The organism is Thermobispora bispora DSM 43833 (genome assembly GCF_000092645.1).
Lineage (GTDB): Bacteria > Actinomycetota > Actinomycetes > Streptosporangiales > Streptosporangiaceae > Thermobispora > Thermobispora bispora.
On the sequence record NC_014165.1, the window covers coordinates 2,489,922 to 2,513,330 of the forward strand.

Consider the following 23,409-nt stretch of genomic DNA (forward strand, 5'->3'; position numbering starts at 1 on the left):
GCGGCGGCGTGCCGGGGCCCGGCCGGCCAGGGGCGGCCGGACCGCTCCGGCCGCTCCGTTACTTCTTCTTCGCCGGGGTGACCTGGACGACCGCCCCCACGTTCCCGGGCAGCGGGGTGAGCAGCCTGATCACCACGCCGAGCTGCTTGCCCTCATCGCCCGGGTTCCCGGTACCGAGGACGCTGCCCCCGACGTCGACGCCGTACAGCTCCTTGGCCGGGGTGCCGTCCGGGTGGACGACGCGCGTCGTGTACGGCGCGTCGCCCTTGGACGGGATGACCACGGAGGCGTCGCGGTGCCGGTAGTAGAGCGTGCCGTCCCGCACCTCGACGCCGGGGTACCAGCCCTTGGCGTCGGTGAACGTGGTCACCGCGGGCTGCTTGCCGAACGAGGTGCAGTACTCGGTGAACGGCTCGCCCTCCAGGCACTCCCGGAACGGGTAGGTGCCGAAGAAGTTGAACGCCGCGTTCGACGACTGCGGGCGCGACGGCAGGTTCTTCAGCGTGGTCGGGTCCTGCTGCGCCGCCTCACCGGTGCGGCGGAGCGGCTCGAAGTGCGAGTCCACGATGAGGAGCTGGCCCTTCGGCCCGATGGACGGCGGATCGAACAGGGCGTTCGCCACGTGGTTGGCGCTGCGGGCGGTGTCGCGGTACCAGACCAGCAGGCCCGGCGCGTTGTACTTGATCCGCTCGACCTTCCAGGCGCCGTCCCGGCTGTAGGTCGTGTCATAGGTGTACTGCAGGCCGTTGTCGAAGCCGTCGAAGTTGCGCCACTCGGCGAGGTAGTAGTGGGCGGCCCGGTACTGGCCGGAGTGGATCACGAACCCCGCGCCCGTGGTGTCGGTGAAGGTGCCCGAGGTCGCGGTCCAGCCGTTCGGCCCGCTCTCCACGTCGTCGCTCCAGACGGTGGTGGCGCCGTCGGTGAGCTCGAAGTCGTCGTTGAACCAGCCCTCCTCGAGCGCCGCGGCGTCCGTCGCGTACCTGAGGCGGAGCTGCACGGTCCGCCCGGCGAACGGCGTCAGGTCGACGTGGAGCCGGACCCAGCCGCCGCTGTCCCCGGTGAGGCCGTACTTCTTGCCGCCGTAGTCCCGCAGCCGGCCGTTGGGGTCGGGGTAGTCGTCGCCGGTGGAGGCGAGGGCGCCGTCGTCCCGGTAGATCTTCTGCTCGGCCCAGGTGGCGCCGCCGTCGGTGGAGACCTCGACGAACCCGAAGTCCCAGTCCTGCTCGATCTTCCAGTGGCTCCACCACCGGAACTTCACGTCGGACCCGGCCGGGACCTCGATGGTCCGGGTGAGCCTGGAGTCCGCCCAGTTCTGGTCGTTGCCGGACCACCACAGGTTCGCGCCGCTGTGCGGGGTGGTCATCACCACCTCCTTGTCCGGGAGGTTGATCCGGATCCCGTCCGCGGTGCCCGTGGGCGTGCGCGAGGTCTGGCCGACGCGCACGGTGCGCTTTCCGTTACCCGGCTCGATGACCACGGGGTCGGCCCAGCCGAGCACCCACTTGCCCCACAGGCCCATGTGGGTCGGGATCGCCTGGAAGACCGGCCCGGCGTGGGAGCCGCTCGCCATGAGGTCCCAGAAGTCTACGTCGGACTCGCCCAGCCCTGAGGTGTCGTACAGGTCGGGCAGGCCGAGGTCGTGGCCGTACTCGTGGGCGAAGACGCCGACCCCGGCGTCCTCCGGCTGGAGGATGTAGTTGTAGACCTTCAGGTTCGTCCCCGGGATCGTGTGGCCGCCGGGGACGGCACTGGAGTGCGCCCAGAGCGCGAACGTCCCCTCGGCGCCGCCGCCCGCGGACTTGTCGACGCCCGCGTGGATCAGCACGAGGTGGTCGATGACGCCGTCCGGCTCGTCGACGTTGCCGTCACCGTCGGCGTCGGCGGGGTCCTCACGGTCGTAGTCGGCCCAGGGGAAGGAGGGGTTCTGGGCGGCGAACGCGTTGACCGCGTCGATCGCGAGCTGCGCGGGGCCGAGCGGGTTGTCCGGGTGGCCCGCCATGTCCTGCGGGTAAGTGCCGCACCGGCCCGCGCCGTACCACGCCTCGGAGTGCGGGACCTTGATCCAGCCGACGACCTGCCCGGTGACGGTGTAGGCGCCCTTGGACAGCTCCTCGTACATGTTCTTCAGCGTGTAGCCGGAGATGTCGATCCCCGGCTTGCCGTCCCGGGGGTCCCGGAGGTCGGTGCGGACCCGCTGGGTGATCCCGGTGGAGCTGTAGAGCAGCGCGTGGTAGTGGGCCGGGCTGAAGTCCGGCACCCACATCGAGTTGTTGTCCTTGCCGCCGCCCGCGACGTGGGCCGGGTTGGGGATCTGGTTGTGCAGCGGGCCGTTGAGCTTGGTGCCCGGCGGCTCGGTCACGCAGTCATCGACGTCGTAGATGGTCTTCGGGTGGGACCAGCCGGAGAAGTCGTCGTTTGCCTGATCGTTGAACTCGACCAGCAGGGTGAGAAGCTTGGCGGTCTTGGTGGTCTTCGCCCGCTTGTAGAGGAAGTCGGACGGGTTCCGCCCGGTGGCGACCGCCTGCCGTTCCCGCTCGGCGAGCGCCTTGGCGGCGAGGGGGTTGCCGCCGGAGAACTTGCGGTCGATCTGCCGGGTCAGCAGGGCGGTCCGCCGCATTCCCGGCGGGGAGACCTTCTCGTCGGTGAGGGAGACGTCGCTCTGCACGCGCGGTGGCGCGTAGTTGATGTAGTGCTCCTGCAGCGACGGCGTGCGGCCGCCGGCGGGGGCGGCCTGCGACGGCTGGACGGCGGCCGTGGGAGCCGCACCGGTCAGGGCGAGCCCGCCCACGGCCAGGGCTAACGCCGGCACGGTCGCGGCGATGCGCCGGAATCTCTTGGTCACCCAGTTCCCTTCCCGTCCGGGGTCCCGGACGCTCGTGGCTCGACGTGGCGCGCCGGATGGCGCGCAATCGCAAGCTATGCCTTTTGGTAAAGGGGTAGTAAAGATGCGGAAGTTAGATATTCATCAAATCGTGATCTTTTCTGATATGGCTGGTGAATATGGGCTAATGAGGCTTGGCTGACATTCCAGACAGAAGGGCTGAGGTCAATGGCCGGAAACGGCCCGCCGGATATGCCGTAAAGTCCAGGTGTGAAGGAACTCGCCGCAGCGCTGCCGCACGGGCGGCTGCTCACCGACCCCGACGTCACCGCCTCCTACGCCAGGGACCGCACGTTCGCCCGCCCGGGGATCCCGCGGGGCGTCGTCCTCGCCGAGTCGGTGGACGACGTGGTCGCCACCCTGCGCTGGGCGAGCGCGCACCGGGTGCCGGTCGTCCCCCGGGGAGCGGGGACCGGCCTCGCCGGCGGCGCCACCGCCGTCGACGGCTGCGTCGTGCTGTCGCTCGCCCGGATGACGCGGATCCGCGAGCTGTCTCCCGAGGACGAGATCGCCGTGGCCGAGGCGGGGGTCATCACCGCCGACCTCGACCGGGCGGCCCGCGAGCACGGGCTGATGTACGCCCCCGACCCCTCGTCCGCCGGCATCTCCACCATCGGCGGCAACCTCGCCACCAACGCGGGCGGGCTCCGCTGCGTCAAGTACGGCGTGACCCGGGACTCCGCCCTCGGGCTGGAGGTGGTGCTCGCCGACGGGCAGGTGCTCACCACCGGGCGCCGCACCGTCAAGGGCGTGACCGGCTACGACCTCACCGGCCTGTTCATCGGCTCGGAGGGCACCCTCGGGGTGATCACCGCGGCGACCCTGCGGCTGCAGCGGCTCCCCGGCCCGCTCTCGACCGTGGCGGCCGAGTTCGCCTCGCTCCGCGACGCGGCCGCCGCGGCCTCGGCGATCATCGCGGCCGGGTGCCGCCCCTCCCTGCTCGAGCTGATGGACCGCACCACCCTGCAGTCGATCGACGAGTGGAAGAACATCGGGCTCGAGCCCGGCACCCAGGCCATGCTCATCGCCCAGGCCGAGGGGCCGCCGGACGAGATGGCCGCGCTCTGCCGGGCCGCCACGTTCGTCGCCACCTCATCGAGCGAGCAGGAGGCGGCCGAGCTCATCGGCATCCGGCGGCTGGCCTACCCGGCGACCGAGCGCCTCGGCCAATGCCTGGTCGAGGACGTGTGCGTGCCCAGGTCCGTGCTGCCCGACATGATCTCCCGGATCGAGGAGGCGGCCGCACGGCACGGCGTGATGATCGCGACGATCGCGCACGCCGGGGACGGCAACCTCCACCCGGTCTTCGTGTTCGAACGCGGCCTCGACGAGCCGCCCCCGGAGGTCTGGGCGGCCGCGGACGAGGTGTTCACGGCCGCGCTCGAGCTCGGCGGGACCCTCACCGGGGAGCACGGGGTGGGCCTGCTGAAGAAGCGCTGGCTGGAGCTGGAGACCGGCCCGGTGGTCACCGAGCTCCACCACGGCATCAAGCGGCTCTTCGACCCGTTGAACATCCTCAACCCCGGCAAGGCCATCTGACCGGGCCCCGGCGACCACCGGCCGCCCGGCCCCATCGAGCCCGCCGCCCGCGGCAGGGCTCGCGTTCGCCGCCCCGCCCCGGGCCGGGTAGGGTCCTGCGCGTCGAGAGGATCGAGGAGTGGTGATGGAGCCGCTGGTCCACCGCACCGAGTCGTCCGGGGTCGCGACGATCACGCTGGACTCGCCGCACAACCGGAACGCGCTCTCATCGAGGCTGCTCGCGGAGCTCGGCGAGGCGATCTCCTGGGCGCTCGCCTCGCCGTCGGCGCGGGTGATCGTGCTGACCGCGACCGGGCACGTGTTCTGCTCGGGTGCCGATCTGAAGGAACAGGGCGGTGGGGCCGCACCGGTCACCGAGGCCCTTCCCGGGATCATGAAGGCGCTCTGGGAGAGCCCCAAGCCCGTCATCTGCCGGCTCAACGGCACCGCCCGGGCCGGCGGCCTCGGCCTGGTCGCGGCCTGCGACTTCGCCATCGCCCCGGAGAGCGCGTCGTTCGCCTTCACCGAGGTGCGGCTGGGCGTGGTGCCGGCGATGATCGCGGTGACCGTGCTGCGCCGGCTCGATCCGCGGGCGGCGGGCGAGTACCTCCTCACCGGCGAGACCTTCTCCGCCCGGCGGGCCGTGGAGATCGGGCTGCTCACCCGGGCCGTGCCGGAGGAGGAGCTCGACGCCGAGGTGGCGCGGTACACCGACATGCTGCTGCGCGGCGCGCCCGAGGCGCTCGCCATCACCAAGCGGCTCGTGCGCGAGGTGCCGCTGATGCCGTTCGACGAGGGCCTGCGCCGGATGGCCGAGCTGTCGGCCGAGCGGTTCGCCTCCGCGGAGGCGCGGGAGGGCATCAGCGCCTTCCGGGAGAAGCGCCCGGCCGCGTGGGTGCCCCGGTGAGACCCGGCGCCGGCGGCCGGCGGACGGGCCCGGGGCGCCGGTTCCGGACGTGACCGCATGCCCGGGGCGGAGCCGTACCGTATTCCCGGGGTGATGATCATGAATTTCCGTGGGTCACGTACGATGACCAGCACGACCGTCGGCGCACTCGCTTGAATCCCGGGTGAGCCCCGTGCGATCCTTGGCGCTTGAGCGAGAGGGGGATTTTTTGGTCGATTCCGTGGCCGGCATCAACGAATTCGCCTCCGCTGCCAGCCGACACATCGACCTCTCCGTCCGGGTGCTCGGCAGCCTGCCGCCCCGGGTCCGGGTCCGCAACCGGTTCAGCGAGACCCTCTGCGAAACGGTGACCTGCACCGAGGAGGGCGTCTTCCTCACCTCGTGGGGCTACCGCCTCGGCACGGTGGAGAACGTCGAGGACGCCGCCGCCCGCCTCGCCTACCTGCTCGCCGCGCTCCCCTCCCCGCAGACCTCGGCACAGCCCGGCCGGCACCGGCACGCCTGACGGCACGCGCGGCCGCGCGCCGGTCCGGGGCGCGGTGCCCGCAGGCCGGCGACCGTGGGCGGCCCGGCTCGCCGGCGGACCGCCCGGCGCCCGGATCCGGACCCGGCTCGGCAGACCAGGAGGCACGGGGCCCGAGATGCCCTTCACCAGCCGGGAGCACCGGCGCCCGGCACCGCTCGGCCGGTGCACGACGCCGGCGTGCGCTGCGCCCGGTCAGCCGAGGACCGCCATCGCGGCGTTGTGGCCGGGGATCCCGCTCACACCGCCGCCGCGCTTGGCGCCCGCCCCGCAGAGCAGGATGCGGGGGTGCTCGGTCTCCACACCCCACGGCCCCAGGTCGCCCGGCTCGGCGTACGGCCAGGCCAGGTCCTCGTGGAAGATGTGGCCGCCGGGCAGGCCCACCTCCTGCTCCAGGTCGGCCGGGGTCTTCGCCTCCAGGCACGGCTCGCCGTCCGGGGTGCGCAGCAGGCAGTCCTCGATCGGCTCGGCGAGCACGGAGTTCAGCGAGGCGATCGTCCGGCGCACCGCCTCCTCCTTCGCCTCCGGTCCGGTGAAGAGCCGCGCGGGCATGTGCAGCCCGAACAGGGTCATGGTGTGCGCCCCGGAGGTGCGCAGCGACGGGCCGAGGATCGACGGGTCGCTGATCGAGTGGCAGTAGACCTCGGCCGGGGGCACCTCCGGGATCCGGCCCTCGGACGCCTGGGCGTGGGCCGCGGCGAGCCGGTCACGGCCCTCGTTGATGTGGAAGGTGCCGCTGAACGCCTCGGCGGGGTCGACCGCGGGGTCCTTGAGCCGCGGCAGCCGGGCCAGCACCATGTTGATCTTGATCTGGGACCCCTCCGGCGCCCGCCGCTCCTCGCCGAGCAGCCGGGCGAGCCGGGCGGGCGGCAGGTTGGCCAGGACCTTCTCCGCGGTGACGGTGTGCTCTGCCCCGTCCCGGAAGGTGACCTCCCCGGTGTCCGGGTCGATGGCGACCACCTCGCGCCCGGTGCGGATCTCCGCGCCGGCGCGCCGGGCGGCGTCGGCGAGCGCGCCGGTGACCGCGCCCATGCCGCCGACGGGCACCTTCCACAGGCCGGTGCCGTCGCCGATCACGTGGTAGAGGAAGCACCGGTTGGCGCGCAGGTCGGTGGCCGGGTCGGCGAACGTGCCGATCAGCGCGTCGGTGAGCACCACCCCGCGCACGGTGTCGTCGCCGAACCGCTCGGCCACCTCCTCGCCGATCGGCCGCTCGAACAGGTCCCGCCAGGCCTCGTCGTCGCCGACCACGGCGCGCAGCCCGGCCCGGTCCCGGAGCGGCTCCAGCAGGGTCGGCGCCACCCGGCGGGCGACCTCCGCGACCATGCCGTAGAACCGCTCCCAGGCCTCGAAGTCCCGATGCCCGCCGGTGACCGCGGCGAACGACGCGGCGGTACGGCCGGCGTCCGAGGTGTCGACGAGCAGGCCGGTGCCGCCCACCGGGGTGTAGGAGGCGAAGCGGCGGTGGCGCAGCTCGATCCCCAGGCCCAGGTCGTCGATGATCTTCCTGGGCAGGAGGCTGACCAGGTACGCGTAGCGGGAGAGCCGGACGTCCACCCCAGGGAAGACCGGGGCGGAGATGGCGAGCCCGCCGACGTGGCCGAGGCGTTCGAGGACGAGCACCCGGCGCCCGGCCTTGGCGAGGTAGGCGGCGGCCACGAGCCCGTTGTGCCCGGCGCCGACGATGACGGCATCGAAGTGCGCCTGCTGCATGGGATCACCCGGCGAGACGTGCGAAGAGTCTGGAGAGATCGGGGATGAGACGTGCGGAGAGTCTGGGAGAGATCGGGGAAAGGAACGGCCTGAGATCAGGGGGAAAAAGGCCGGTGACGCAGGGCGCCGGGTCACAGGCCCGTGGGCCAGTGGGGCTCGGGCCGGGAGACCGCCCGCACCTCGGCTGCTGACATGTCCCGCACAATAGCCCGAGGCATCTACATTCCGTCAATATCCCAAATATCGGACAGGAGAGTCATGCGCGTATCCGCTGAGGTCGCCGACGCGCTCGCCGCCGGCCGTCCGGTCGTGGCCCTCGAGTCCACGATCATCTCCCACGGCCTCCCCCGGCCGCGCAACCTCGAGGTGGCCGTGGAGCTCGAGGACATCGTCAGGCAGGCCGGTGCCGTACCGGCGACGATCGCGGTGGTGGACGGCGTCCCCTCGGTGGGGCTCGACCGGGCGCACCTCGAGCGGATCGCCACCGAACCCGGCGTGCGCAAGCTGGGCTTCCGGGACCTCGCCCCGGCCGCGGCGCTCGGCGTGACCGGGGCCACCACGGTCTCCGCCACCGCGATCCTCGCCGCGCGGGCGGGCATCCGGGTGTTCGGCACCGGCGGGCTCGGCGGGGTGCACCGGGAGTGGACCGTGGCGCAGGACGAGTCGGCCGACCTCGACGCGCTCGGCCGGACCAGGATCACGGTGGTCTGCGCCGGGGTGAAGTCGATCCTCGACGTGCCGGCCACCCTGCAGCGCCTGGAGACCCGCCAGGTCACCGTGGTCGGGTACCGCACCGACCACTTCCCCGGCTTCTACCTGCACAGCTCCGGGGAGCCGATCGAGTGGCGCATCGAGACCCCGGAGGACGCGGCGCGGATCATGCGCGCCCAGGACGCCCTGGGCGGCCCGGAGACCGCGCTGGTCGTGGCGAACCCGGTCCCGGTCGAGCAGCAGCTCGACCCCGAGCTGCACGACCGGGTGCTCGCCGAGGCGCTCCGCGCCGCCGCCGAGCAGGGCATCACCGGCCAGGCGGTCACCCCCTTCCTCCTCGACTACCTGGTCAAGGGCACCGATGGCGCGTCGCTGGAGGCGAACCTCGCTGCGGTGCGCGGCAACGTCCGGCTCGCCGCGGAGATCGCGGCGGCCTGGGCCAGGGGCGCGTGATGGCCGGCCTGCTCGTCATCGGCGACGTGGTCACCGACATCGTGGCGATCTGCGCGGAGCCGATCGCCACCGGGACCGACACCCCCGCCGACATCGTGCTCCGGCCCGGCGGCTCGGGCGCGAACACCGCGTGCTGGGCCGCCCACCTCGGCGCGGACGTCCGGATCCTCGCCCGCGCCGGGTACGACACGGCCGACTGGCACATCGCGCAGCTCACCTCGGCCGGGGTCACACCGCACGTCCGGGTGGACCGGGAGCGGCCCACCGCGGTCGTGATCGCGATGGTGGACCCGAGCGGGGAGCGGACCATGCTCACCAACCGGGGCGCCGGCCGCCACCTCGGGGTGGCCGACTGGGCGGCCTCGCTCCTCGACGGGGTGGCGCTGCTGCACGTCTCCGGGTACACGCTCTTCGCCGAGCCCGGGCTGGAGCTCGCCCGGCTCGCCATGCGGCAGGCCGCCGAGCGCGGCGTTCAGATCAGTGTGGATCCGTCGTCCACGCGCTTCCTCGGCGAGTTCGGCGTGGAGCGCTTCCTCGAGGAGACCGCCCCGGCCCGGATCGTCTTCCCCAATCTGGAGGAGGCGCTGCTGCTCACCGGGGCCGCCGATGCCACGGCCGCGGCCGAGGCGCTCAGCGCCCGGTACGGCACGGCGGTGGTGAAGCTCGGAGCCGGCGGGGCGCTGCTGGCCGAGGGCGGCCGGGTGGCCGCGCGGGCGCCCGCGCCCCCGGCCGAGGTGGTGGACTCCACCGGCGCGGGCGACGCGTTCGCGGCCGGATTCCTCGCCGCGCTGCTCGTCGGAGGGTCTCCGGAGACCGCGCTTCAGGCCGGTTGCGCGGCCGGTGCGGCGGCTGTTTCCCAGGTCGGCGGAAGGCCGACAAATAGCGGTTTTACCCTATTGACACCAATTGCTGAATTGGGGCGTAAGCTGCACCATTAGCAACATGCATCACTCGCGGGAGGGTGCGGTCGAACCCATGGACGCCGAGTCGACGATCTGCCTGAGCGACCTCGTACCGGCCCTTCGCTGGAGCCGTCCTCAGCAAGTGGCGGAGGTGTTGGCCGACCCTCGCCTGCCCGGTGGGTGGTGGTCGTCCGTCTCGCTCGAGCGGGCCGTCAAGACGACCGGGGTGGAGTGGCTCTGCGAGCGGCTCGCCCGGCTCGCGCTCGGCCGCCTCGACCACCTCCCGCTCACCGAGCTGCTGCCCGCGCTGCAGGTGCACACCCTCGACCCGGCGCTGCCCGGGTGGCCGGAGCCGGTCCGCTCGCTGGTCAACGGGCTCGGCGGCTGGTACCGGCTGCGCCGCCTCACCCCGTGCGACCTGCAGGTGCCGTCGGCCCCCGTCTCCCCCGAGGCGCTGCTCATCACCGTCTTCCGCGAGATCTTCCACCACATCGCCCCGGCCGCGCCCGCGGAGACGGCACCCGCCGAGGCGCAGCCCGCCGCCGCGGAGCCGGCCGCCGGGCAGCAGGCGCCCGCCACCGGGCCGGTGCCGCCGGACGTCCCCGCGCCGGCCCCGGTCACCGGCGGTCCCGTGCAGGTGGCCGCCGCACCGGCCGTGGCCCCGCCGCAGCCCGTCACCGGGCCGCAGCCGGTTCCGGCCCAGCCCACCGGGCCGCACCCGATCCCCGCGGAGATCACCGGGCCTCAGCCGCTCGCGGCCCCGGTGGCCGCCCCCCAGCCGGCCACCGCCCAGCCGGCCGCCGCCCAGCCGGTGGCCGCCCCGGCCGCCGCGCCGCAGCCGGTTGCGGCGCAGCCCGCCGCACCACAGACCACCGCACCGCAGCCCGCTCCGGCCCAGGCCCCGGGCGCGCCCGCCGAGGCGCAGCCCGCCGCCGCGGAGCCGGCCGCCGGGCAGCAGGCGCCCGCCGCCGGACCGGCCACTCCGCCGCCCGCCCCCGCGGCCGCGGCGCAAGCCCCGGAGGCGGCGCCGTCGGCTCCGGCCGACCACCCCATCGTGGCCCTGGTCGACTCCCTGTTCCGCGACTGGGACCCGCTGTCGAAGGCCGTGGCCGCCAAGCGGCTCTTCGCCGAGGAGCCGGTCAGCCTGCGCGCCCTCGCCCACCAGCTCAACGTCGACCGGTCCATCCTCTCCCAGGCGCAGCGCGCCGCCGAGGAGCGGGTGCTCCAGTGGCTCCGCTCCCCTGACTCGGCGCCGCTCACCGGCCACCTGTTCGGCCTGTCCGAGTGGCTCGGCGCCGCCGCAACCGAGGAGCAGCTCATCGCGGCCGACCCGTCCCACCCGGTCGAGGTGCCCGCCCTGGGCGTGCCGCTCTGGCGGGTGCTCGTCGCGCTCATGCCCGATCGCCGGCTCCAGGACGGCTGGCTGGTCGTCGGCGACGTGGCCACCCTGCGGGAGCGGACCCGCCGGCTCCTCGCCGACCTGCCGGAGGGCGCAGACGTGGTCGAGTCCCTGGGCCAGCTCGGCATCCGGCCGCACTCCGCCCAGGCGTGGCTGGACTCGCTCGGGGACGCCCCGGCGGAGGCGCAGCCCGCCCGGCCGCGCGACGCTGCGGCCGCCCCGCAAACCGAGCCCGCCCCGCTCCCCCGCCGCACTCCTGGGGCGAACAGCCACCATCGCGGGGGTGTCCCCGTGCCGTCGCAGGCGAACAACGGGCCCGATCCGGCCACCGCGCTCGCCACGCTCAACGCGCTCGCGAGCAACGGCGCGGCGCCCCGGCCGCACCTCGTCCCGCCCGAGCCGCGGCAGCAGTCCGCGCCCGCCCCGGCGCAGCGGCAGCGCCGCTGGCAGCGCATCGACGTGACCAGCGAGCACCTGCGGGGCGAGCCCGTGGCCGTGCCCGAGCGGTACGCCGCCGAGCTCGGCATGCGGCCGGGCACCCTGCTCTCGGTCACCGGGCCCGGGGACAACGCGGTCGTCCTGGTATGGCGGGACGACCAGCCGGTCTTCGACTCCCTCCAGCCGGTCCTCATGCGGCTCAACGCCCGGCCGGGCGACTCGCTCTACGTCTCGGTCGACGGCTACCGGCTCGACGCGCAGCTCACCCCCGCGGGCGCGAGCTGAGCCCACCGGCGGGCGGCCCGGCCCCGAGACCGCGGCGGCACCCGGCCCGCCCGGCCCGGCACGGTCGCATGCCCGGTGCCACGGCCTGACACGGTCACAGGAGATGCGGTCTGGCCCGGCACGATCGCATGCCCGGTGCCCCTACCCGACGCGGTCACAGGAAAGGCGGTCTGGCCCGGCACGGTCGCAGAACCGATGGCATGGCCGGGCACGATCGCAAGCCCGGCGGCACGGCCCGGCGCCGTCACGGGCTCCGGCCGCCCGGGACGGGGCGCACAGGGCCGCGCGTTGTGCGGACCGTCGTCGCCACGGCGCGCCGCCCGGGCACGAGGCGCACCCGGGCGGCGGTCACTTGAGCAGCTTGCGGTAGTAGGTGCCCGACACCTCGTACCCGAGCGCGTGGAAGAACTCGGCCGCCCGGCGGGTGGCGATCGACACGTACCCCGCCCCGCGCGACCGCGCCCACGCCTCGAACTCCTCCAGCAGCCGCCGCCCGATGCCGTGCCGGCGGAAGCCGTGCTCGATGATGGCCTCTTCCACGTACGCCACCGGCCCGTTCGCGAAGAGCGTGAGGTGGACGAAGCCGAGCAGGTAGCCACGGATCACGCCGTCCACCGTGGCCACCGTCAGGAACGCGTCCTCGTCCTCCAGCAGCCGCGGCAGCGCGGCGTCGAACGCCTCTCGCTCGGGCCGGAAGGTGATCCCGAACTCCCGGGCGAGCGCGAATATCTCGTTCGCATCCGACTTTTCGGCCCTCCGGAGCCGGAGGTCCCCAGACTTCATGAAGTGGACTCTAGATTCGCTCGCGGCGATACGTCCAATCAGCTCGGCAAGCCGAGCTCACGCGCGATGAGCATCCGCTGGATCTCGCTGGTGCCCTCCCCGATCTCCAGGATCTTCGCGTCCCGGTAGAAGCGGCCGACCGGGTACTCGTTCATGAACCCGTAGCCGCCGAAGATCTGGGTGGCGTCCCGGGCGTTGTCCATGGCCGCGTTCGACGCGACCAGCTTGGCGATCGCTGCCTCCTTCTTGAACGGCTCGCCGGCGAGCATCCGCTCGGCCGCGTGGTAGTAGGCGAGCCGGGCGGTGTGCACCCGGGCCTCCATGTCCGCGATCTTGAACTGGATGGCCTGATGGCGGGCGAGCTCCCGGCCGAAGGCCGTCCGCTCCTTGGCGTACTTGATCGACTCGTCCACGCACCCCTGGGCGAGCCCCACGGAGAGCGCGGCGATCGCGATCCGCCCCTCGTCCAAGGTCTGCAGGAACTGGGCGTAGCCGCGCCCCCGGACGCCGAGGAGGTTCTCCTCCGGCACCCGGCAGTCGGTGAACGACAGCTCACGGGTGTCCGAGGCGGACCACCCGACCTTGGAGTACTTCTTCGACACGGTCAGGCCCGGGGTGCCGGCGGGCACCAGGATCGTGGAGATCTCGGGCCTGCCGTCCTCCCGGCGGCCGGTGACCGCCGCCACCGCGATCACCCCGGTGATGTCGGTCCCCGAGTTCGTGATGAACGCCTTGGTGCCGTTGATCACCCATTCGCCGTTCTCGAGGACGGCCGTGGTCCGCATGGCGCCGGGAACGTCGCTGCCGCCGCCCGGCTCGGTCAGGCCGAACGCGCCGAGGATCTCGCCCCGCGCCATCCCCGGCAGCCAGCGCCGCTTCTGCTCGGGCGTGCCGAACCGGAGGATCGGCATGGCACCGAGGGAGACCGCCGCCTCGAGGGTGATCGCCACCGACGAGTCGACCCGGGCCAGCTCCTCCAGGGCGAGGCAGAGCGCGAAGTAGTCCCCGCCCATGCCGCCGTACTCCTCCGGGATGGGCAGGCCGAACAGCCCCATCGCGCCCATCTTGGCGACGATCTCGTAGGGGAACTCGCACCGCTCGTAGTACTCCCCGATCACCGGGGCGACCACCTCGCGGGCGAACGCCGCCACGGTGTCGCGGAGCTGGCGGTGTTCCTCGCTGAGCCGCATTTACCTCATCTCCTTCGCGAGAGCCTGAACGACCCGGGACGGGCTCGGGCGGCCGAGCCGCTCCGCGAGCCAGAGGCTGGTGGCGACGAGCGCCTTGAGGTCCACCCCGGTCTCGACGCCCATGCCGTGGAGCATCCACACCAGGTCCTCGGTGGCGAGGTTGCCCGTGGCGCTCTTGGCGTACGGGCAGCCGCCGATGCCGCCGGCCGAGGCGTCCACCACGGTCACCCCGCGGCGGAGCGCGGTGAGCGTGTTGGCGAGCGCCTGCCCGTAGGTGTCGTGGAAGTGCACGGCGAGCCGGTCCATGCCGACCCCGGCCTCGGCGAACGCGTCGAGCAGCCGCTCCACGTGGCCGGGCGTGCCGACCCCGATCGTGTCGCCGAGCGACAGCTCGTAGCAGCCGAGGTCGAGCAGCCGCCGCCCGATCCGCACCACCTGCTCCGGCGGGGTCGGCCCCTCCCACGGGTCGGCGAAGACCATCGACAGGTACGCCCGGACGCGCAGGCCGTGGGCGAGCGCCCGCTCGACGACCGGGGCGAACATGTCGAACTGGGAGTCCAGGGTGCGGTTGAGGTTGCGCCGGGCGAACGACTCCGTGGCGCTGCCGAAGATCGCGATGTCGGTGACCCCGCGGGCGAGCGCCCGGTCCAGGCCGCGCTCGTTCGGCACGAGCACCGGGTAGCGGACCCCGGGCCGGCGGGGCAGGTCCGCGAGGAGCTCGTCGGCGTCCGCGAGCTGGGGCACCCACTTCGGGTGGACGAAGCTGGTGGCCTCGATCGTGGTGAGCCCGGCGTCGGCGAGCCGCCGGATGAACTCCCGCTTCACCTCGACGGGGATGGTCACCGGCTCGTTCTGCAGGCCGTCCCGCGGGCCGACCTCGTAGATCGTCACTCGCATGGCGCCACCCTCGCCAGCACCGCGTCGAGCGCCACGGCCTGCCCGGGGCGCGCCCGGAGCTCGGCCACCACGCCGTCGATCGGCGCGACCAGCGTGTGCTCCATCTTCATCGCCTCCAGCACCAGCAACGGCTGACCGGCGTGCACCCGGTCGCCCTCCGCCGCCTTGACCACGAGCACGGTGCCCGGCATGGGGCTGCGCACCACCCCGTCCCCGCCGTGGCCCGCCGCGTCGCGCTCCGCGCCCGCCGCCACCGGGGTGAACGGCCACGCCCGGCCGCCGGCGCCGAGCCAGAGCCGGTCGCCCTCCCAGGCGACCGCGTAGCGCCGGGTGATGCCGCCGATCGTGACCAGCGCCTCGCCGTCGCCCGGCACTACCCGCGCCCGCCCGAGTGAACGGCCGTTAACCTCGACCTCGGCGTCCCCGGCCGGGCCCCGCACCCGCACCTGGGCGCCGGCGAACCGGTAGACCGTCCACGCGTGCCCGCCGATCCGCCAGCCGTCGGCGATGTCCCACGGGTCGCCGGTCTCCCGGGTCGCCGCGGCGTGGCGGACGAGCCCGGCCGCGGCGTACGCCTCCTCCGGCACCTCGTCCCCGGTGAGCTCCGCGGCGTGCCGCTCGACCAGCCCGGTGTCGAGCCGGCCCGCGGCGACCTCCGGGTGGGCGATGAGCCGCCGCAGGAAGCCGACGTTGGTGGTGACGCCGAGGATCACGGTCTCCGCGAGGGCGCGGTCGAGCGCGGCGAGCGCCCCGGCCCGGTCCGGGGCCCAGGCGATCACCTTCGCCAGCATCGGGTCGTAGTCGCCGCCGATCACCGCCCCCTCGGCGAGCCCGGAGTCGACCCGCACCCCGGACGGTTCCCGCAGCCGGAGCACCCGGCCGCCGGACGGCAGGAAGCCCCGGGCCGGGTCCTCCGCGTAGATCCGGGCCTCGACCGCGTGGCCGCGGAGCCGTACCTCGTCCTGGCCGAACGGGAGCCGCTCCCCCGCGGCGATCCGGAGCTGCAGCTCCACCAGGTCGAGCCCGGTCACCAGCTCGGTCACCGGATGCTCCACCTGGAGCCGGGTGTTCATCTCCATGAAGGCGAAGTCGAGCGGCCCCTCCCGGCCGGACACGATGAACTCGACCGTCCCGGCCCCGGCGTACCCGACCGCCCGCGCCACCTCCACGGCGGCCGCCCCGATCCGCTCCCGGGCCTCCGCGTCGAGCAGCGGGGACGGCGCCTCCTCGATGATCTTCTGGTGGCGCCGCTGCAGGCTGCACTCGCGCTCGCCGAGGTGCACCACGTTGCCGTGGCGGTCGGCGAGGATCTGCACCTCGATGTGCCTGGGGCTCGGCACGAACCGCTCGACCATGAGCGTGCCGTCCCCGAAGGCGGCGATGGCGGTGCGCCGGGCCGACTCGAGCGCCGCGGGCAGCTCGGCCGCGGAGCGGACCAGCACCATGCCCTTGCCGCCGCCACCGGCCGACGGTTTGACCAGCACGGGGAAGCCGATCCGGTCCGCCACCTCGGTGAGGTCGTCGCCGGGCTCGGCGCCGCCGGGGACCACCGGCACCCCGGCCCGGGCCACGGTCGCCTTCGCGCGGATCTTGTCCCCCATGGCCTCGATCGCCTCCGGCGGCGGGCCGACGAAGACCAGGCCCGCCGCGGCGCAGGCCCGGGCGAACTCCGCGTTCTCGGCGAGGAACCCGTACCCGGGGTGGATCGCCTCCGCCCCGGTGGCGCGGGCGGCCTCGATGATCCCCTCGATGTCCAGGTAGCCGCGCGGCAGCCGTACCGCGGCGTCGGCCTCGCGCACGTGGCGGGCGTCCCGGTCGGCGTCGCTGAACACGGCCACCGAGCCCACGCCCATGGCCCGCAGCGTCCGGATGATCCGGACCGCGATCTCTCCCCGGTTGGCGATCAGAACTCTCGCGAACATGGCTCGCTCACATCCGGAAGACGCCGTAGCCGACGGGCCCGAGCGGGGCGTTCGCCGCCGCGCTCAGCGCCAGGCCGAGCACGGTCCTGGTGTCGACCGGGTCGATCACCCCGTCGTCCCAGAGCCGGGCCGTCGAGTAGTACGGGTTGCCCTGCTCCTCGTACTGCGCCCGGATCCGCTCCGCCTCGGCGGCGCGCCGCTCCGGGTCGCCGACCATGGACAGCACGGTGGCCGCCTGCTCCCCGCCCATGACCGAGATCCGGGCGTTCGGCCACATCCACAGGAACCGCGGGGAGTACGCCCGGCCGGCCATGGCGTAGTTCCCGGCGCCGAACGAGCCGCCGATGATCACCGTGAACTTCGGCACCCGGGCGCAGGCCACGGCGGTGACCATCTTCGCGCCGTGCTTGGCGATCCCCCCGTGCTCGTAGGCCTTGCCGACCATGAACCCGCTGATGTTCTGCAGGAACACCAGGGGGATCCCGCGGCGGTCGCACAGCTCGATGAAGTGGGCGCCCTTCAGGGCCGACTCGCTGAACAGGATGCCGTTGTTGGCGAGGATCCCGACCGGGTGCCCGTGGATGTGGGCGTACCCGGTGACGAGGGTGGGGCCGTACTCGGCCTTGAACTCCAGGAAGCGGCTCCCGTCGACGATCCGGGCGATCACCTCGCGCACGTCGTACGGTGTGCGGTTGTCCGGCGGCACGATGCCGTACAGCTCCCGCGGGTCGTAGGCGGGCGGCTCCGGCGGCACGGTCTCCCACGGCCGCGGCGGGGGCGGGCCGAGGGTGGCGACGATGTCCCGCACGATCCGCAGGGCGTGCGCGTCGTCCTCGGCGAGATGGTCGGTGACCCCGCTGATCCGGGCGTGGACCTCCCCGCCGCCGAGCTCCTCGGCGGTGACGGTCTCCCCGGTCGCCGCCTTCACCAGGGGCGGCCCGCCCAGGAAGATCGTGCCCTGGTTCCGGACGATGACCGCCTCGTCGGCCATCGCAGGGACGTAGGCGCCGCCGGCCGTGCACGACCCGAGCACCGCGGCGATCTGCGGGATGCCGCGGGCCGACATGGTGGCCTGGTTGTAGAAGATCCGGCCGAAGTGGTCCCGGTCCGGGAAGACCTCGTCCTGCATCGGCAGGAAGGCCCCGCCGGAGTCGACCAGGTAGATGCAGGGCAGGTTGTTGTGGAGCGCGACCTCCTGGGCGCGCAGGTGCTTCTTCACGGTCATCGGGAAGTAGGTCCCGCCCTTGACCGTGGCGTCATTGGCGATGACCACGCACTCCCGGCCGGAGACCCGCCCGATGCCGGTGATGATCCCGGCCGCCGGCGCCTCGTCGTCGTAGAGGCCGTTGGCGGCGAGCGGGGAGAGCTCCAGGAAGCGGGAGCCGGGGTCGAGCAGCGTGTCCACCCGGTCCCGGGGCAGAAGTTTGCCGCGATTCACATGGCGCTGGCGCGCCCGCTCCGGACCGCCCTGGGCCGCGGCGGCGAGCCGCTCACGCAGCTCGGCGGCGAGCCGCTCGTTGACCTCGGCATTGCGCTTGAACTGCTCGGTGTGCGGATCACACCGGCTCTGCAGTGCCGGCCAGCCACTCGTGGTCATGCTTGGATGTTAATCACGATTAACTCAGTCCGTCTACCATGGGGACATGTCCGTTGTGAGGCCTCCTACCCGCAACCGGCGCGCCGAGATCCTGCAGGCGGCCGCGGTCCTCTTCGCCGAGCGCGGGTTCCACAAGGTGTCGATCGAGGACATCGGCGCCGCCGTGGGCGTGTCCGGGCCCGCCCTCTACCGGCACTTCAGCGGCAAGGAGGCGCTGCTCGCCGAGATGCTGCTCGACATCAGCGAGCGGCTGCGCGCCCAGGGAGAGCGCCTCGCGGCCAACGCGAACCCGGAGGCCGCGCTGGACGCGCTGCTCGACGGGCACATCGACTTCGCGCTGCGCCACCCGGAGCTCATCCGGGTTCACGAGCGGGAGCTCGACAACGTGCCCGAGCCGTCCCGGCGGGCGATCCGGCGGCTCCAGCGGCTCTACGTCGAGGAGTGGGTGACCGTGCTCGCCGAGCTGTACCCGGGCTGCCCCTCCGCCCGGCTGCGCGCGGCCACCCACGCGGTCTTCGGGCTGCTCAACTCCACGCCCCGCACGCTCGGGGAGCTCGCGCCCGAGGCCATGAAGGAGTTGCTCCACGGGATGGCCAAGGCCGCCTTCGCCTCCCTGGGGGACGCGAAGCCCTGAGGGCCCGCGTCACCCGCCCGCCCCGAGGTCCGCGCCCTGGGCCGCCGGAGCGGCCCGCAGGCCGCCCTCCCCCGCCCGGCCCGCATAGACGGCGCGGACGCCGGTGAGCTCGGCGTTCCCCTCGTCCCGGCCATATGGGGCGGGCCCCGTCCCGGCCCGCGTGCGGCCTGGTCCCGGTCCGCCGAGGTCCGCGCACGACGCCCGCGCCCGGGCCCGCGCGGGGCGACCCGGGCCCGCGGCCGCTAGCCCGCGAGGAGGCGCCGCGCCGCCTGTTCGATGTCGTCCTCGGAGAGCAGCACGGCGTACGCGGCGTCGCCGAGCGGGACGAAGCTGTCGCAGGAGGCGACCCGGGCGATCCGGCCGGAGAACCCGTTGTCGATCAGCGCCGTGATCACGCCCTCGGAGACGCCGCCGGTCCGGCGGGTCTCATCGGCGATCAGCACCCGTCCGGTGAGCTCGGCGGACTCCAGCAGGTCCTCCACGGGCAGCGGGGAGAGCCAGCGCAGGTCGAGCACCCGGCAGCCCACGCCCTCCGCGGCCAGCCGGGCCGCCACGCGCAGGCTCATCCGCACGCCGTTGGCGAAGGTGACGATGGTCAGGTCCCGGCCGTCGCCGTACGTGCGGGCGCGGCCGATCGGCACATGGGTCTCCGCCCAGCGCTCCGGCGGCGCGTACGGGGCGAGCCAGCCGCCGTCGCCCTCCTCGAGCAGGTCACGGGTGTGGTAGAGGGCGATCGGCTCGAGGAACACGCACACCGAGCCGTCGGCGCGGGCCGCGGCGAGGCAGGTGCGGAGCATGGCGGCCGCGTCGTCCGGGCGCGCGGGCGAGGCGATCACCACGCCGGGGATGTCGCGGAGCGCGGCCACCGAGTTGTCGTTGTGGAAGTGCCCGCCGAAGCCCTTCTGGTACGCGTAGCCCGCCACCCGCACCACCATCGGGTTGCGGTACGCGCCGGTGGAGAAGAACCCCAGGGTGGAGGCCTCGCCCCGGATCTGGTCGAGGGCGTTGTGGATGTAGGCGAGGTACTGGATCTCCGGCACCGGGAGCAGCCCGGAGACCCCGGCGCCGAGCGCCAGCCCGAGGATCGCCTGCTCGTCGAGGAGCGTGTCGAAGACCCGCTCGGCCCCGAACTTGCGGAGCAGGCCGCGGGTCACCCCGTACACGCCGCCCTTGCGGGCCACGTCCTCCCCGAACACGAGGATGCCCGGGTCGTGCGCCATGGCGTCGGCGAGGGCCCGGTTCACCGCCTGGGCGAGGGTGAGCCCGCCCTCCCGCTCGGGGAGCGTGCCGAACACCCGCTCCCGCACGTCGTCCGGGGCCGAGCGCGCCGCCACCGCGGCCACCCGGTCGGGGTGGCGGGGGGCGAGCGGCGCCATCACCTCCTCCGCCGTGGTGAGCCGCGGCCGGCGGGCGCACTCCATGGCGAGCGCGAGCACGTGCTCCCGCTCGGCCTCGTAGCGCTTGACCAGCTCGTCGGGCTGGGCGAGCCCGGCCGCCACGAGCAGCCGCGCCGTGCCGACCAGCGGGTCGCGCTCCAGGTCGGCGGCGATCTCCTTGCGGGTCCGGTAGGCGATCTCCACGTCCGAGCCGGCGTGGCCCATCAGGCGGACCGTGCGCAGGTGCAGGAAGGCCGGGGCGCGGGTGGACCGGACGTACTCGGCGGCCCGGCACGCCGCGTCGTAGGCCTCGGCCAGGTCGCAGCCGTCGGCGGCGAAGTACTCGAGCCCGCGGTGCCGGGCCTGCTCCACCCAGCCGGGCGGGGTCTTCACGCTGATCCCGATGCCGTTGTCCTCGCAGACGAACAGCACGGGCAGGCGCAGCCCGCGGAAGCGCGTGTAGGCGGCGGTGTTGAACCCGGTCAGCGCCGAGGCGTGGTTGACCGAGGCGTCGCCGAAGCTGCACACCACGATCGCGTCCTCCGGCCACCGGGTGGACAGGCCGAGCGCCCGCGCCCGCTCGATCGCGAAGGCGACCCCGACGGCCCGCGGCAGGTGGCTGGCGATCGTGGAGGTCTGCGGGATCACTGCGAGGCCGGGGTGGCCGAACACCTTGTGGCGGCCCCCGGCGATCGGCTCCTCCGCCGAGGCGCAGAGCCCGAGGAGCACGTCCCGCAGCCCCTCCTCGGGCGCCCGCCCGGCCTGGGCCGAGCGCGCCAGGTAGAACGCGCCCGACCGGTAGTGGAGCAGGGCCGGGTCGGTCGGGCGGAGCGCCGCGGCGACCGCCGCGTTGCCCTCGTGCCCGGACGATCCGATCGTGTAGAAGCCCTGGCCCTTCTCCCGCAGCACGCGGGCGGCGATGTCGAGCAGCCGGCTGCCGAGCTGGGCCGCGAAGAGCTCCCGGCAGAGCGCGCCGGTCAGCGTCGTGCCCGGCCGTACCGGGCGATCCGGGTCGCCCGGGGCGCCCGGCGCGAGGGAACCGACGACCTCGGCGAAATTCGTTTCAACAGCGTCCCGCACCACAAGGCCGCAGTCTAAGCCCAGCGGCCCGCGCCCCTCGGGGCGCGGGCGGGCGGCAGGGGCGGCCGGTCTCGCCCACCGGGGCGGCCCCATGCCCTCGCGCGCGTCGCGGGCGGGGACCCCGGACCCTGACCGGCGTCCCCGGGGCGTCCGCCGCATCGCGCGCGTCGCGGGCGGGGCCCCGGGGTGCTCCCAGGTGCGAACCCGGTGCCCATGCCCGCGGCGCGCGAGCGGGCGGGTCCGCGCCGAGCGCCTTGAACGAGGCCCGGGAGTCATGCCCGCGGCGCGCGAGCGGGCGGGTCACTCGGTCTTGCGGAACTGGGCCACCGCGCCGGCGAGCATGGCCAGGCCGATCAGCGCGACCATGGCGACCTCCAGCCCCACGGGGAGCTGCCAGCCGAACCAGGTCACGCCCGGGTTGAGCACCGCGTTCACCTGCGGGGGCACGTCGAGGTGGGCGAACACCGCCTGGCGCATCGGGTCGACCGTGTAGGTCAGCGGGTTGATCGTGGTCAGCCAGTGCAGCCACGACGGCAGGTTCGACAGCGGGAACATCGCGCCGGACAGGAACATCATCGGCATGATCGCCATCTGCATCAGGCCGAAGAAGGACTGCATGTTCCGCATCCGCGCGGCGAAGAGCAGGCCGAACGCCGTGATGGTGAACGCGGCGATGAACATCTCGGCCAGCAGGGTGAGCATGAGCGGCGGCGAGTACGGCACGCCGACGAACCCGGCGAGGGCGAGGATGATCACGCCCTGCGCGCAGGCGACCGCGGCCCCGCCGAGGCACTTGCCGATCACGATCGCCCCGCGGCTCACGGGCGCGACCAGCATCTCCCGGAGGAAGCCGAACTCGCGGTCCCACACGATCGACCCGGCGGAGAACATCGCGGTCATGATGACCGTCATCGAGATCATCCCCGGGAACATGAACGTGCGGAAGTCGACCCCGGGGATCGAGTCGCGCACGAGCGTCCCGAACCCGGTGCCCATGATGAACAGCCACAGCACGGGCTGGACCAGCATCGAGACCATCCGCGGCCGATCGTTGACGAACCGCAGCATCTCACGGTGGAGCACCACCTTGATCGCGCGCAGATCGTGGCGCCCGCCCCGTGGCGCCACGCCCACCCGGGCCACCTCGGCCGTCATCGTCACCTCCGTGCCATCCGCCGCATGAACTCCGCGCGCCCCTCGCCGGCCTCGGCGTCCCGGATCGTCGTGCCGGTGTAGGCCATGAACACGTCGTCGAGCGAGGGCCGCGACACGCTCACCGACCGGATCGCCACGCCGAGCTCGGCGAAGAGGCGGGGCACGAACCGCTCGCCCGCCTCCACGGCGAACGTCACCTGGCCCTCACGGACGGCCGCGTCGATGCCGAAGCGCTCCTTGAGCAGCACAATGGCCTGCTCGTCGTCCTCGGTCCTGAGCTGCACCCGGTCCTTGCCCACGCTCGCCTTGAGCGCCTCCGGAGAGTCGATCACCACGATCCGGCCGTGATCGATGATCGCGATCCGGTCGCAGTACTCGGCCTCCTCCATGTAGTGGGTGGTCATGAAGATCGTGATGTCCTCGGCGTGGCGCAGCTTCTCGATGTAGCCCCAGATGGCGGCGCGGGTCTGCGGGTCGAGACCGACCGTGGGCTCGTCGAGGAAGAGCACCCGGGGCGAGTGCAGCAGGCCGCGGGCGATCTCCAGGCGGCGCTTCATGCCGCCGGAGAACGTCATGACCTTCGCGTCCCTGCGGTCCCACAGCCCCACCATGTCGAGCACCTGCCGCATGCGCTCGCGGAACACCTGCCGCGGCATGCCGTACAGCTCGGCGTGGAAGCGCAGGTTCTGCTCGGCGGTGAGGTACCCGTCGAGCGTGGGGTCCTGGAAGACCAGGCCGATGTTGCGGCGCACCTGGTCCCGCTCGGTCACCACGTCGTAGCCGGCGACCTTGGCCGTGCCCGACGTCGGGGTGACCAGGGTGCAGAGCATGTTGATGGTCGTGCTCTTGCCCGCGCCGTTCGGCCCGAGGAAGCCGAACACCTCCCCGGGCGCCACTTCGAAGTCGATGCCCTTGACGGCCTCGACCTTGTCATATCGCTTCGTCAGGCCGTGTACGGCCACGGCCGGGGTCTGGCTCACCGATCCTCCGCGAGATTCCGGAACATCGCCTGCCGCGTGCTCGTGGGCGGGTCCTCTCCCCGGCG

17 protein-coding genes are annotated in these 23,409 nt (G+C 73.6%); 7 read left to right on the forward strand and 10 right to left on the reverse strand.

The window, feature by feature from the left end; translation table 11 throughout:
* Positions 1 to 58: 58 nt before the first annotated feature.
* A complete protein-coding gene (locus tag TBIS_RS10660; protein ID WP_013132386.1) occupies positions 59 to 2,842 on the reverse strand; it encodes an immune inhibitor A domain-containing protein in 2,784 nt (927 codons plus the stop codon).
* 249 nt (positions 2,843 to 3,091) lie between these two features.
* Between TBIS_RS10660 and TBIS_RS10665 the strand changes: the two genes are divergently transcribed.
* From TBIS_RS10665 to TBIS_RS10675, 3 genes are all read left to right on the forward strand, one after another.
* Positions 3,092 to 4,420 (forward strand): FAD-binding oxidoreductase, encoded by a 1,329-nt coding sequence (locus TBIS_RS10665; RefSeq protein ID WP_013132387.1) that lies wholly within the window; start codon positions 3,092 to 3,094, stop codon positions 4,418 to 4,420.
* 124 nt (positions 4,421 to 4,544) lie between these two features.
* Positions 4,545 to 5,306, forward strand: coding sequence for an enoyl-CoA hydratase-related protein (locus TBIS_RS10670; RefSeq protein ID WP_013132388.1), 762 nt, complete (start codon positions 4,545 to 4,547; stop codon positions 5,304 to 5,306).
* A gap of 208 nt (positions 5,307 to 5,514) precedes the next feature.
* Positions 5,515 to 5,811, forward strand: a complete 297-nt coding sequence (locus TBIS_RS10675) for a hypothetical protein (protein ID WP_013132389.1) — start codon at positions 5,515 to 5,517, stop codon at positions 5,809 to 5,811.
* Between the two features lie 213 nt (positions 5,812 to 6,024).
* Here the strand turns inward: TBIS_RS10675 and TBIS_RS10680 are convergent, their stop codons facing one another.
* Positions 6,025 to 7,542 (reverse strand): phytoene desaturase family protein, encoded by a 1,518-nt coding sequence (locus TBIS_RS10680; RefSeq protein WP_013132390.1) that lies wholly within the window; start codon positions 7,540 to 7,542, stop codon positions 6,025 to 6,027.
* A 258-nt stretch (positions 7,543 to 7,800) separates the two neighbouring features.
* Between TBIS_RS10680 and TBIS_RS10685 the strand changes: the two genes are divergently transcribed.
* The 3 genes from TBIS_RS10685 to TBIS_RS18185 are packed head-to-tail and all read left to right on the forward strand — an operon-like array spanning position 7,801 to position 11,730.
* Entirely contained in the window at positions 7,801 to 8,706 is a 906-nt protein-coding gene (locus tag TBIS_RS10685; RefSeq protein WP_013132391.1) for a pseudouridine-5'-phosphate glycosidase, read from the forward strand.
* Positions 8,706 to 9,644 carry a carbohydrate kinase family protein gene (locus tag TBIS_RS10690; RefSeq protein WP_013132392.1) on the forward strand — a complete coding sequence of 313 codons (939 nt, stop codon included), beginning with the start codon at positions 8,706 to 8,708 and terminating at the stop codon, positions 9,642 to 9,644. The genes TBIS_RS10685 and TBIS_RS10690 overlap by 1 nt, the downstream gene beginning before the upstream one ends.
* Before the next feature lie 4 nt (positions 9,645 to 9,648).
* Positions 9,649 to 11,730, forward strand: coding sequence for a hypothetical protein (locus tag TBIS_RS18185; protein ID WP_148231504.1), 2,082 nt, complete (start codon positions 9,649 to 9,651; stop codon positions 11,728 to 11,730).
* Positions 11,731 to 12,078: 348 nt separating this feature from the next.
* Here the strand turns inward: TBIS_RS18185 and TBIS_RS10700 are convergent, their stop codons facing one another.
* From TBIS_RS10700 to TBIS_RS10720, 5 genes are read right to left on the reverse strand one after another with little or no spacing between them, the layout of a single operon-like run.
* The gene (locus tag TBIS_RS10700) at positions 12,079 to 12,513 is read right to left on the reverse strand and encodes a GNAT family N-acetyltransferase (protein ID WP_013132394.1); all 435 of its coding nucleotides are present in this window, start codon (positions 12,511 to 12,513) and stop codon (positions 12,079 to 12,081) included.
* 38 nt (positions 12,514 to 12,551) lie between these two features.
* Entirely contained in the window at positions 12,552 to 13,703 is a 1,152-nt protein-coding gene (locus tag TBIS_RS10705; protein WP_013132395.1) for an acyl-CoA dehydrogenase family protein, read from the reverse strand.
* Positions 13,704 to 14,600, reverse strand: a complete 897-nt coding sequence (locus tag TBIS_RS10710; RefSeq protein WP_013132396.1) for a hydroxymethylglutaryl-CoA lyase — start codon at positions 14,598 to 14,600, stop codon at positions 13,704 to 13,706. It abuts the gene before it with no gap.
* Entirely contained in the window at positions 14,591 to 16,522 is a 1,932-nt protein-coding gene (locus TBIS_RS10715) for an acetyl/propionyl/methylcrotonyl-CoA carboxylase subunit alpha (RefSeq protein WP_013132397.1), read from the reverse strand. Before TBIS_RS10715 ends, TBIS_RS10710 begins: the two co-directional genes overlap by 10 nt.
* Before the next feature lie 7 nt (positions 16,523 to 16,529).
* Positions 16,530 to 18,119 carry a carboxyl transferase domain-containing protein gene (locus TBIS_RS10720; RefSeq protein ID WP_013132398.1) on the reverse strand — a complete coding sequence of 530 codons (1,590 nt, stop codon included), beginning with the start codon at positions 18,117 to 18,119 and terminating at the stop codon, positions 16,530 to 16,532.
* A 46-nt stretch (positions 18,120 to 18,165) separates the two neighbouring features.
* Here TBIS_RS10720 and TBIS_RS10725 point away from each other — a divergent pair, with 46 nt between their 5' ends.
* Entirely contained in the window at positions 18,166 to 18,753 is a 588-nt protein-coding gene (locus tag TBIS_RS10725) for an SACE_7040 family transcriptional regulator (RefSeq protein ID WP_013132399.1), read from the forward strand.
* A gap of 242 nt (positions 18,754 to 18,995) precedes the next feature.
* Here TBIS_RS10725 and TBIS_RS10730 read toward each other — a convergent pair whose 3' ends face one another.
* The 3 genes from TBIS_RS10730 to TBIS_RS10740 all read right to left on the reverse strand — a co-directional run bounded on the left by TBIS_RS10730 (position 18,996) and on the right by TBIS_RS10740 (position 23,344).
* The gene (locus TBIS_RS10730; protein ID WP_242384262.1) at positions 18,996 to 21,209 is read right to left on the reverse strand and encodes a thiamine pyrophosphate-dependent enzyme; all 2,214 of its coding nucleotides are present in this window, start codon (positions 21,207 to 21,209) and stop codon (positions 18,996 to 18,998) included.
* Between the two features lie 300 nt (positions 21,210 to 21,509).
* On the reverse strand, positions 21,510 to 22,364 hold the full coding sequence (locus TBIS_RS10735; RefSeq protein ID WP_013132401.1) for an ABC transporter permease: 855 nt from the start codon (positions 22,362 to 22,364) through the stop codon (positions 21,510 to 21,512).
* A 2-nt stretch (positions 22,365 to 22,366) separates the two neighbouring features.
* Positions 22,367 to 23,344, reverse strand: a complete 978-nt coding sequence (locus TBIS_RS10740) for a daunorubicin resistance protein DrrA family ABC transporter ATP-binding protein (RefSeq protein ID WP_013132402.1) — start codon at positions 23,342 to 23,344, stop codon at positions 22,367 to 22,369.
* Positions 23,345 to 23,409: the final 65 nt, after the last annotated feature.

Coding starts and splice junctions, on each gene's coding strand:
- TBIS_RS10700 (WP_013132394.1), bottom strand. CDS start 12,513: ATGAAGTCTGGGGACCTCCGGCTCCGGAGGGCCGAAAAGTCGGATGCG.
- TBIS_RS10705 (WP_013132395.1), bottom strand. CDS start 13,703: ATGCGGCTCAGCGAGGAACACCGCCAGCTCCGCGACACCGTGGCGGCG.
- TBIS_RS10720 (WP_013132398.1), bottom strand. CDS start 18,119: ATGACCACGAGTGGCTGGCCGGCACTGCAGAGCCGGTGTGATCCGCAC.
- TBIS_RS10735 (WP_013132401.1), bottom strand. CDS start 22,364: ATGACGGCCGAGGTGGCCCGGGTGGGCGTGGCGCCACGGGGCGGGCGC.
- TBIS_RS10670 (WP_013132388.1), top strand. CDS start 4,545: ATGGAGCCGCTGGTCCACCGCACCGAGTCGTCCGGGGTCGCGACGATC.
- TBIS_RS10715 (WP_013132397.1), bottom strand. CDS start 16,522: ATGTTCGCGAGAGTTCTGATCGCCAACCGGGGAGAGATCGCGGTCCGG.
- TBIS_RS10680 (WP_013132390.1), bottom strand. CDS start 7,542: ATGCAGCAGGCGCACTTCGATGCCGTCATCGTCGGCGCCGGGCACAAC.
- TBIS_RS10710 (WP_013132396.1), bottom strand. CDS start 14,600: ATGCGAGTGACGATCTACGAGGTCGGCCCGCGGGACGGCCTGCAGAAC.
- TBIS_RS10725 (WP_013132399.1), top strand. CDS start 18,166: ATGTCCGTTGTGAGGCCTCCTACCCGCAACCGGCGCGCCGAGATCCTG.
- TBIS_RS18185 (WP_148231504.1), top strand. CDS start 9,649: ATGCATCACTCGCGGGAGGGTGCGGTCGAACCCATGGACGCCGAGTCG.
- TBIS_RS10690 (WP_013132392.1), top strand. CDS start 8,706: ATGGCCGGCCTGCTCGTCATCGGCGACGTGGTCACCGACATCGTGGCG.
- TBIS_RS10685 (WP_013132391.1), top strand. CDS start 7,801: ATGCGCGTATCCGCTGAGGTCGCCGACGCGCTCGCCGCCGGCCGTCCG.